Source organism: Chryseobacterium sp. VD8 (assembly GCF_037149975.1).
Classification (GTDB): domain Bacteria; phylum Bacteroidota; class Bacteroidia; order Flavobacteriales; family Weeksellaceae; genus Chryseobacterium; species Chryseobacterium indicum.
On the sequence record NZ_JBBCQL010000162.1, the window covers coordinates 1 to 10,568 of the forward strand.

General features: G+C 35.8%; 11 protein-coding genes. 3 read left to right on the forward strand and 8 right to left on the reverse strand.

The genetic code is table 11. From position 1 onward, the window contains the following. Together sucB and apaG are read left to right on the forward strand one after the other, a co-directional pair. Positions 1-747 (forward strand): dihydrolipoyllysine-residue succinyltransferase (gene sucB, locus WFK35_RS15960; RefSeq protein ID WP_336733419.1); only part of this gene is annotated, 747 nt, incomplete at its 5' end. A gap of 82 nt (positions 748-829) precedes the next feature. After that, a complete protein-coding gene (gene apaG, locus WFK35_RS15965; RefSeq protein ID WP_235130600.1) occupies positions 830-1,219 on the forward strand; it encodes a Co2+/Mg2+ efflux protein ApaG in 390 nt (129 codons plus the stop codon). A gap of 4 nt (positions 1,220-1,223) precedes the next feature. Here apaG and WFK35_RS15970 read toward each other — a convergent pair whose 3' ends face one another. The 4 genes from WFK35_RS15970 to WFK35_RS15985 are packed head-to-tail and all read right to left on the reverse strand — an operon-like array spanning position 1,224 to position 4,412. Further along, positions 1,224-1,931, reverse strand: a complete 708-nt coding sequence (locus WFK35_RS15970; RefSeq protein WP_336733420.1) for a T9SS type A sorting domain-containing protein — start codon at positions 1,929-1,931, stop codon at positions 1,224-1,226. A gap of 18 nt (positions 1,932-1,949) precedes the next feature. Next, positions 1,950-2,507: a 3'-5' exonuclease gene (locus tag WFK35_RS15975; protein WP_235130603.1), complete on the reverse strand. Its 558-nt coding sequence runs from the start codon at positions 2,505-2,507 to the stop codon at positions 1,950-1,952. A 27-nt stretch (positions 2,508-2,534) separates the two neighbouring features. Further along, entirely contained in the window at positions 2,535-3,521 is a 987-nt protein-coding gene (locus WFK35_RS15980; RefSeq protein WP_336733421.1) for a glycosyltransferase family 2 protein, read from the reverse strand. A 6-nt stretch (positions 3,522-3,527) separates the two neighbouring features. Continuing rightward, on the reverse strand, positions 3,528-4,412 hold the full coding sequence (locus WFK35_RS15985; RefSeq protein WP_336733422.1) for a lysophospholipid acyltransferase family protein: 885 nt from the start codon (positions 4,410-4,412) through the stop codon (positions 3,528-3,530). Positions 4,413-4,491: 79 nt separating this feature from the next. Here WFK35_RS15985 and WFK35_RS15990 point away from each other — a divergent pair, with 79 nt between their 5' ends. Continuing rightward, on the forward strand, positions 4,492-5,070 hold the full coding sequence (locus tag WFK35_RS15990) for a thioredoxin family protein (RefSeq protein ID WP_336688835.1): 579 nt from the start codon (positions 4,492-4,494) through the stop codon (positions 5,068-5,070). 33 nt (positions 5,071-5,103) lie between these two features. Here WFK35_RS15990 and WFK35_RS15995 read toward each other — a convergent pair whose 3' ends face one another. The 4 genes from WFK35_RS15995 to WFK35_RS16010 all read right to left on the reverse strand — a co-directional run. After that, positions 5,104-6,465, reverse strand: a complete 1,362-nt coding sequence (locus WFK35_RS15995; RefSeq protein WP_336733423.1) for an aldehyde dehydrogenase — start codon at positions 6,463-6,465, stop codon at positions 5,104-5,106. 228 nt (positions 6,466-6,693) lie between these two features. Further along, the gene (locus WFK35_RS16000; protein ID WP_336733424.1) at positions 6,694-8,256 is read right to left on the reverse strand and encodes a hypothetical protein; all 1,563 of its coding nucleotides are present in this window, start codon (positions 8,254-8,256) and stop codon (positions 6,694-6,696) included. Between the two features lie 193 nt (positions 8,257-8,449). Then, positions 8,450-9,496 carry an HlyD family secretion protein gene (locus WFK35_RS16005; protein ID WP_336733425.1) on the reverse strand — a complete coding sequence of 349 codons (1,047 nt, stop codon included), beginning with the start codon at positions 9,494-9,496 and terminating at the stop codon, positions 8,450-8,452. A 4-nt stretch (positions 9,497-9,500) separates the two neighbouring features. After that, positions 9,501-10,568 (reverse strand): TolC family protein (locus WFK35_RS16010; RefSeq protein ID WP_336733426.1); only part of this gene is annotated, 1,068 nt, incomplete at its 5' end.

Genomic DNA, 10,568 nt, shown 5'->3' on the forward strand with positions numbered 1-10,568 from the left:
AATCCTGTTACCGCTACAGGTTCCAGATCTACAACAACAACTAAACTTTCAGTTCTTAGAAGAAAAATCGCTCAGAGATTAGTTTCTGTGAAGAATGAAACGGCAATGTTAACAACTTTCAATGAAGTTGACATGTCTGAAATCTTCAGATTAAGAAAATTATATAAAGAAGAATTTGCTCAGAGACACGGAGTAGGACTTGGTTTCATGTCTTTCTTTACAAAAGCGGTAACAAGAGCTTTACAGATGTATCCGGATGTAAACGCATCTATCGACGGAGATTTCAAAGTAAACTACGATTTCTGCGATATTTCAATTGCGGTTTCAGGTCCGAAAGGATTAATGGTTCCTGTATTGAGAAATGCTGAAAATATGTCTTTTGCAAGCGTTGAAGCGAACATTAAAGATTTAGCGACTAAAGTAAGAGACGGAAAAATCACGGTTGACGAAATGACAGGCGGAACGTTCACCATTACAAACGGTGGAACTTTCGGATCCATGATGTCTACACCAATCATCAATCCTCCTCAATCTGCAATCTTAGGAATGCACAACATTATCCAGAGACCGGTTGCGGTTGACGGACAGGTGGTAATTCGTCCGATGATGTACGTTGCGATGTCTTATGACCACAGAATTATCGACGGAAAAGAATCTGTAGGATTCTTAGTTGCAGTAAAAGAAGCAATCGACAATCCGGTTGGTATTTTAATGAACGGAGACGAAAGAAAAGGTCTTGGATTATAATTATTGATAAAAATTATAGTATAAAATAAATCTCGCCTCAAAAAGGGCGAGATTTTTGTATCTCTTACCGTAAATACTTAAGATGATGTTTTCTAAAATGACCTCCAATATCAAAGTTTCAGTAATACCTGAATATGATAGCAAAAACAGTTATCCGTCTGAAAACAGACACGTTTTCAAATACAATATCGTTATCGAAAACGAAGGCAGTTTTCCTGTAAAAATCCTTAAAAGAAAATGGCTGATTTTCGACGTAGGCTTCGGATATACAGAGATAATAGGGGATGGCGTAATCGGCCTGACTCCTGAGATTCCTACAGGCGAGAATTTCGCTTATTTTTCTAACGTCATGCTTCGTTCCGGGGTAGGAAATATGAGCGGAAAATACCTTGTAAAAAATATGGAAACGCAGGAAACTTTTGAAATTGATATTCCTAAATTCAATCTTTTATCAGAAGTTTTAAGCAATTAACAAATTATTCTTTGATAAATTTATGTCTTGAGATACCATTTTTTGATGCTAATTCTAAAAAATAGCTTCCTTTAAGCAAAGCAGAAATATCAGTTTTAGTTTCATATTTATTTTGTAGAATCAATTTTCCTTCAGAATTGTAGATTTTAACACATTCTATTTGATCTTTTGATTTTATGACTAAGTACTCATTTGCTGGATTAGGATAAATAAGTATATTTTTTTCTGATGTCTGATTGATATCGTTACTAGATAAAGTACCGGATTGATAAAAAGCTTGATCTCCTAAATAATTTGTGAGTATCAGGTTTTTTATATTTCCTGTATAAGTAATTTGATAACTGTGTAAAGGTGAATATTGACTAAAATAGCCTGTATAGATAGAAGAAAATGTAATATTTTCAGGCAATGTACAATTATTTCCATTTCCTACACCATAGGTCCAAAAACTGAAATTATTTACTGTTATATCAAAATTATTTATCGTTCCCCAAATGCTTTGCTCACAGACAGAACTGCTTAAATTTGTTGACGTGGTATTTTGATCGTTAAAAGTAAGTATAGGCACACTTATCTCAATATTTTGTGGAACATTATAAGTGATATTGTTCTTTACTACTTTTCTTAAATACCAATTTGTATTATAAAGATCTGCCTGAGCAGATAAAAAACAACTAATAAATATAGCAAGAAAAAATAAATTTTTGTTCATCTCTTTTTATTTTTAAAATTACAATTTTTTTATATACCTATTTAAAATAGAATTGTTTATCTCATCATTTTCCGTCATGAATAATTTTTCAAAAGCCAGTAAAGATATTTTAGCACAAACCTCTGCATCATCACCGGCTCTGTGATGGTTGAAACTGATCTGATGATATTCAGCAAGATGTTTTAATCCATATCTCGGAAGATAATTCCATGATTTTTTAGCTAACTGGATACTGCAAAGATAATTTAGCTTCGGCGTGAACATTCCGTAATGATTCAGGCATCCGCGAAGCACACCTGCGTCAAATCCTGCATTATGAGCAATCATTAACGTTCCGTACATCATTTCTTCCACTTCATACCAGATTTCATCGAAAGTAGGAGCGTCTTTCACATCATCCGGAAGAATGCCGTGAACATCCACATTAAACGGGCTGAAATAAGGAAAACTTGGTGGCTTGATGAGCCATGTTTTGGTCTCAATGATTTTTGAATCCTGTACAACACAGATTCCCAGTTCACAGGCGGAGTTTCGCTCGTGAGTTGCTGTTTCAAAATCTATTGCACAAAAATCCATAAGTAAAGTTTATTGTTTTGTAAGAGATTAAATTTTCTTTTTACTACCTAAAAAATGTTTAAAAACAAGCCATTTGGTTTGATAATAATCTGTTTTCTGATGCTTCTGACGAAGTTTTAAAGTGCCGGGAATCTGCGCATAAAATCCGAAATGCCCTTTCAAAACTGCCCAGAAATGAGAAATCCCGTTCTTATAAGCAAAATAAAATGAGGCAGCTCCGTCAAGACACAATCTGAAAAAAATCAGCCAGATCAGTCTGTGAAAAGGCAGATTCTTCAGCAACATCGAAAAGTTATTCCGGATGTTTAAAAAAGTTTTCTGTGCACTCTGCTTGTTCAAAGTTCCTCCGCCAACGTGATATACCTTAGATTTTCCGGTATAAAAAATCTTTTTTCCGGAATTGATCAGTCTCCAGCAAAGATCAATTTCTTCCTGATGCGCAAAAAAACGTTCATCAAAGCCCTTTTGATCCCAAAAATCCTTGTTTCGGATAAATAAACAGCATCCCGAAGCCCAGAAAATTTCCGTTTCATCATCATACTGCCCTTTATCTTCTTCCAGATCATCAAAAATTCTTCCTCTGCAGTATGGATAGCCAAGATTATCAATTAATCCGCCTCCTGCACCGGCAAATTCGAAGTAGTTTTTATTGTTGTAGGAAAGAATTTTGGGCTGAACTGCTGCAATAGAAGAATCTTTTTCAAAAAGTTCCGTAACCGGAACGATCCAGTTTTCGGTAACTTCCACATCGGAATTCAGAAGGCAGTATAATTCATTTTTAATTTCTTTTAAACCCTCATTATAACCTCCTGCAAAACCGTAATTTTTATTGTTTTTAATAATCTTTACCGAAGGAAAATTCTGTTGAAGAAAATCGACAGAATCATCGGTGGAAAGATTGTCAATTACATAAATATCAGCATTTTGAGAAAACTGAATAACATTCGGAAGAAATTTTTCCAGCCAGCTTTTTCCGTTCCAGTTTAAAATGGCGACTGCTAATTTTTTCGACATGAGAAATTAAATTTTTTCTGAATCAAAATTTTTGATGGAATCCTGATATTTCCATTTTCTGTGGGACCATAAATAATTATCGGGTCTTTTATTCAAAGTGTTTTCCAATAATTTATGGAATTTTTTTACGACTTCATTTTCTGCAAATTTTTCCCCGTCAGGATAAATTCTGTGATAATTGACCTGATAATAACCGCGTTTTACCTTCTTCATTTCACAATAAATGAACGCCAGATCCATTCTTGTTGCCAGTTTATCATACCCTATAAAAACCGGAGTTCTCTGGTTTAAAAATTCCAGACCGTAATTTACATGGGAAAAGTGGGGAGTCTGATCTGCCACAAACATATACGCTGAATCGCCGTCATTTTTTGAACGGAAGATATTCAGAATCACTTCATTGGCTTCCAAAGCTTCGTTCCCGAATTTGTTGCGGACTTTTTTCATCTGGTTTTCCCAGAAATCGCTGTTCACTTTTCTGTAAACCGGATGACAGTGCTTTTGAGGAATTACTCTTGCTAAAGCATTGATCCATTCCCAGTTGAAGACGTGCCCTGCAAGCATAATGACATTTTTACCTTCCGCTTTTGCCTCATGAAAAACTTCCTGATTGATGTGCTGCATTCTTACCCGCGATTCCGTTTCGGAAATACTGAAAGATTTTACTGTTTCTACAAGATAATCTGAAAAATTCAGATAAAAATTCTTCCGGATTTCTGCAATGTCTTCATCTGTTTTTTGAGGAAAAGACTTCCTCAGGTTTTGTGTAATTACATTTTTTCTGTAACCGACAATATAGTGATTCAGAAAGAACATAATGTCTGAAAATACATATAAAACTTTCAGGGGAAGTTTGGAGATCAGATATAATATTTTGATAAGGAAATTCATAAAACATGCAAATTTACGTATAATAAAATTATGGTTCTATTTTTGCTTACAAATAGTATTATTTTTTTATTTTTAACGTATGAAAAAATTATCATTAATCGCATTTCTGGGTTTAAGTTCCATTGCTTTCTCCCAGAATACCAATACCGTAAGACAGGAAGTTAAAAGTGGTTCGGAAGAAAAATCGTTATTGGTAAAGACAGATCAGGCCGAACTGGATGCCAAGAAAAAGGCAGCAGAAGAAAAGGCGAAGCTTCCAAAACCTTATGATCCGAAAGCAGATGCAGAAAAAGATATACAGAATCTGATTGCAAAAGCTAAAAAGGAAAAGAAAAACATCATGATTCAGGCAGGAGGAAACTGGTGCATCTGGTGTTTAAGATTCAATCAGTATGTACAGACTACGCCGGAACTGAAGAAATTAGTGGACGACAATTATATATATTATCACCTGAATTATTCTCCGGAAAACAAAAATGAAAAAATCTTTGCGAAGTACGGCGATCCCGGAACCAAATTCGGATATCCGGTTTTCATCGTGCTGGATCAAAATGGTAAAATGATCCACGTTCAGCAAAGCGATGTTTTAGAGGAAGGAAAAGGATACAGCCTTGAAAAAGTGAAAGAATTTTTCAATGTCTGGTCTCCAAGATCATAACCAAAAACCGGGAATTTTTTCCCGGTTTTTATTTTACATGAATTTTTTAATCCAGCTTAATTTTTTATCAGAATACGGCGGATATTTCATATTCGGTTCTCCCCATGTTGCTTTTTCCAGAATAGATTTCTGATGCGAGAACGTATCAAAACCGAATTTCCCGTGATAATTTCCGATCCCTGAATTTCCTACGCCGCCAAACGGAAGATTATCGTTTCCCAGATGCATAATAACATCATTGATGCATCCTCCTCCGAAAGACAGTTTATTTTTAAAATTGTCCTTTTCTTCAGAATTATTTGTAAAAAGATAGGCTGCCAAAGGTTTTTCATGTTCTAAAATTTCATTCAGAACAATATTATAATTGGTAAAAGAAATAACAGGCAGAATCGGTCCGAAAATCTCTTCCTGCATTACATCATCATTCCAGTTAACATCGGTAAGAACAGTGGGTTCAATATATAATTTTTCTCTGTCCCAATTTCCGCCGAAATAAATTTTATCTTTATTAATCATTTTAATCAGCCGGTCAAAATTCCTTTCGTTGATAATTCTGGTATAGTGATCGGAATAAGGCAGATAATTGAATTCTTTAATGTACTTTCTCAGCAGTTCCAGAAACTGTTCCTGAACAGATTCTTCAACTAAAAGATAATCAGGAGCAACGCAGGTTTGTCCGGCATTAAGGAATTTTCCCCAGACAATTCTTTTAGCGGCAACTTCAAAATCAGCATCTTTGGTAATAATAGCAGGCGATTTTCCACCCAGTTCAAGCGTTACAGGCGTTAAATTTTCTGCCGCAGCCTGATAAACAATTTTCCCGACTTTCGTACTTCCGGTAAAAAATATTTTATCAAATTTTTGTTTTAAAAGTACCGTTGTTTCATCAACGCCGCCTTCATAAGCATACAAATATTCTAGAGGAAAATTTGTATTGATGATTTCTGCCATGATTTTCATGGTGTTTTCAGCAATTTCGCTGGGCTTTAGAATACAGCAGTTTCCGGCTGCCAAAGCGGCAACAACAGGAGAAATGGATAGCTGATAAGGATAATTCCACGCTCCGATTACCAGTACATTTCCTAAGGGTTCGGATAAAATTCTGCTTGTCCCGATCTGGTTAACAAGATTGGTACTTACTTTTTTAGGTTTGGAAAGCGATTTTAGGTTCTTCAGATAAAAATCAATATCATTCAGAATAAAGGAAATCTCTGTAGTAAATGTATCAAATGCAGATTTTCCAAAATCTTTGTGAATAGCTTCGTACAGGAGGTTTTCGTTTTTAATAATCAGATCTTTGAGTTTTTCAAGATACATCTTTCGAAACTTGATGTTTTTCGTCTGCTGTGTTTTGAAAAAGTCTTTCTGCTTCGCTACAATTTCCTGAATTTCCATAAAACAAAATTTTCTGAATTATAGCAAATTTTTTGCCTAAATACGGTTTAAATTTTATTAACCGCAAAAATCACAAAATATCAGCAGTAATTTTCTTTAAGGTTGGTTGGTTTAATGGAAAAGCTTACGGTAGCTTTAGAAAAAACTGAGATTTTTATTGTTTTGATAATTTTCAATATTCTGATCATTGCTGCATGATTTTCTTTTTCGACTTTTGTTGGTAATCCATTACATAATATTTCTCACGGCAATTTTCACCGGATGATACAGTAAAATAATCACTGCCGTAATTAAAGCCAGCCAGAACAGTCCTGTAAAAATCTCCATATTGGACAGCAGAATTGCCTGAGAATTTATTTTTGACTTAAAAATTCCGGCAGTGACAGACAAAGAGTCATTAACCGGAAGTTTCGAAATGCTATTTCCAAAAACCTGATTCCATTGCGACGCGAAAATCGGGTTTGTGCTTACAAATTCCGAGCTTAAAGAATCGGAATGTTTTAGCGTTAAAAAAAGCATCAGATTCTGCATCAACGCATAACCGATCGCCGTTGTCCAGAATCTTGTGGCAGTTCCTACTGCGGTCGCATTGGAAACATACTGTTCCGGCATTCCTGCAATTAAAAAGAATACAAGCGGAGTAAAAAGCAAACCTTGTCCCACTCCCTGAAGAAAAAGAGGTGGACAAATCGTCTGAAGCGTTGTATCCGGATAAAAAGTATAGGTAAACCATGCACTGTCCATGGCTAAAATTAAAAATCCGGTAAAAAATACAAGCCTTGAAGATGCCCCTTTCGTGATGCACAATGCGGACAGAAAAACGCCCAAAAGACTTCCTGCAACGTTCCAGTACTGTACTTCCACAATATAATCCCACTGCCATTTCCAGACAACAGCCATCACGCTGTATACATTGTTGATAGAAGCTCTGAGAATATAAAAGATGAAGAAAAGAATAACGCCTACAATTACATTTTTTGAACTGAAAACTTCAAAATGAAAAAACGGGCGCGGCTGATTTCTCTGTTTTAGCATAAATAATCCTCCAAAAATCAGGAACAGTAAAAAACAGAATACAATAGTATCAGATTCAAACCACATCAGTCTTTTTCCGTAGATCATCGCGTAACCTCCTGCCTGAAGACATCCCCAAAGCAAAAACCAGCTTATAATATCAAGCTGATACAAAGGTTTTTTCGGGAAAAATCTGTTTTTATTGAAAATAGCAAAAGCCATCACCAATACAAAAACGTGAAAATAAACCATCATGAGAATCATGTGGCGGAAATCGTAGTTTTCAATGCTTGATTTCAGCAGGGAAGTGGTCAATGTTCCACCCGTAAGAATAATGGTGTACATAAAAAGGTAGGCAATTTCTTTGGCGTGTTTTGTCTTTAACTCAGCCACAATAAGCGGGAGAAAAATGGCTCCTTCCAGAACTCCGAAAATTCCTTCCAGAAAACGGATGACAAGAATAATATGATAATCATGCGTAACAGAAAGTCCGTAAAGAATGAGAACGGAAGCGGAAGACATCAGCAAAGTATAATATTTTACGCTGAAATATGCCATAAAACGCTGTATCACCAAAAGCGTGACCACAAATGTTCCGTACATCAGGATCATGAGATACTGAATATCATCCGAATCTGCATCCATAAAAGAAGCGGTAAAAGCACTGTTGGAATGCAGAAGCGACAGCAGCATCAGATGCGGAAAAAGCGCGAGAATAAGGAGCGGAAGCTTCAGCCACTGCGGAACCCATCGATGATAAACTGAATTGTGATGCATGATTAATTAAATAAAGGAAATAAAATTGCGAAAAGACAGAAAATTGTAAAAAAAGATAAGATGGCAAAATTGTATTCTGCCTTTTCGCTAAAAAATAATTGATTGGTTAATTAAAAATCCGAGAAAAATGAAAACACTAAAAAAACTCAAACCCTCTCACTCTCAAACTCTCAAACCCTGAAACGCTCAAACTCTAAATCTTCTTCGCACTCACCAGAACATTCATTCCGGAAAGCAATTTTTCATTGTTTTGATTTTTATTGAGAATGATTTTTACAGGAAATCGCTGCTCTATTTTTACAAAATTTCCTGTTGCATTGTCGGGTTTTACCAAAGAAAACTGAGAACCAGAAGCGGGAGAAACCGACACGATTTTTCCTTTAAATTCCACATCAGGATAGGCATCTGCGGTGATAATGACTTCTTTTTTCTGATCGATTTGTCCCAACTGCGTTTCTTTATAATTGGCAATGATCCATTTTTCTTTGCTCACGATCTGAACCAAAGCCTGACCTTCTTTGATGAGCTGTCCTTCCTGAATGGTTTTCTTTCCTACCCAACCGTCGTAAGGCGCAGTAACAAAAGTATAGGAAAGAAAAAGTTTGGCATTGTTAAGATTGGCAGAACTTTGCTGTACCTGGCTTTTTACCGGAGCGATTTTCGTTTTTTGCTCACTAACGCCTGCTTTCACGGCATTTTTTTGCTGTTCTAAAGCCAAAAGACTCGCTTTTGCCTGTTCGTACAAAGCTTTTGCATTTTCAAACTGCTGATCGGTTGCTGCATCTTCATCCACTAAATTTTTATACCGCTTAAAATCCTGTTCGGTTTTCCAGATGTCGATTTTGGCGGAAGCAATTTTTGCATCAATAATTTTAGTGTCACTTTCTTTCGTATTCACTCCGCTTTCGATGGTGTTGATATTATCTGAACTGGCATGGAGACCGGCTTCCGCTATTTTTACCTGATTCATAAATTCGCGGTTGTCGATGATAACTAAAGTATCACCTTTATGCACAAACTGGTTTTCATTGAATTTTATTGTTTTTATAAACCCCGAAACTTTGCTGGAAACCGGCGTAATGTACTGTTCGATCTGTGCATCGTTGGTCGTTACATTTTTTCTCGAAAAAAGATAGAAGCTTAACATTCCTGTTATTCCGCTGATGATAAGAATCCACGCCAAAACGCTGATGATTTTATTGATTCTTTTTTCCTTTTGCGTTAATTGTTTCTTCGCCATAGTTTTATAAATTTCCAATCGTGTACTGGAGTTGGTAATATTTTAGTTGTCGGTTAATTTTTACAGAAATAAGGTTGGATTGCGCTTCCAGATAGGCATTGTCGGCATCAATGAGTTCGGTGATTAAACTTAACTTATTCGCATATTTGGTCTTTACGATCCTGTAATTTTCTTTTGCCTGATTGATGGCTTCTTCTGCGATTTTTACCTTTTCTTCCGTTTCTTCAAATTTTTTGAAAGCTTCATACACTTCATGCCGGATATTTTCTTCGTTTTCTTCGATCTGCAATTGGGCAAGAGTTATATTTTCTTTTGCTTCCTGCATTTTGTATTTGTTTTTATACAGATTTTCGATGGGGTAGGTAAGATTGATACCGATCATTCCCAAACGGTACGCATAAGGTTCGGGCGGAAAAAACATCATATTGGGATATTTTAAAAAGTATTCTCCGCCTGCGGTAATTTTCGGTAAATAATTCGCTTTGGTAATTTTCTGATCTAATTCTTTCAGAGTGAGATTTTTATTGGCAATTTCTACCGATTCGTTTTTATGTAAAGCGGTTTCCGTTAATTCATTGATATAAGGGATTTCTGCATTCTCAGAAATTAAGTCTTCTGTTTCCACATGTATTTCCTGATTTTTCGGAAGCGAAAGCATCGTTTTCAGCTTGTGTTCTGCAATCTGAATATCATTATCCAGTTCTGTCCGGCTCATTTTATGGTTAGAGAGCTGTAAAGAGGTTCTCAGAACTTCGTTTACCGTAACCACGCCATTTGCTTTCAGAGCTTTCACTTGTTTGATGTTCACGGAATCTTCTTTTATTTTATCATTAATTAAACGCTGCTGTTCTTTTAAATGATGAATCTGGAGAAAAGCGGTGATAATTTCCATTTTTAGCTGTCTTTCATTCAGATGGGTTTTAAGAGATGAAATTTCGGTATCAATGGAGGCTTTTTTTTCAGTATTTCTAATTTTTCCGCCAATATAAACAGGAATGGAAGCCGAGAGCGTAAAATCGTACATTCCGTTGATGATGTTGTACTTTTTGGCTTTTGCAAACACGCCATCTTC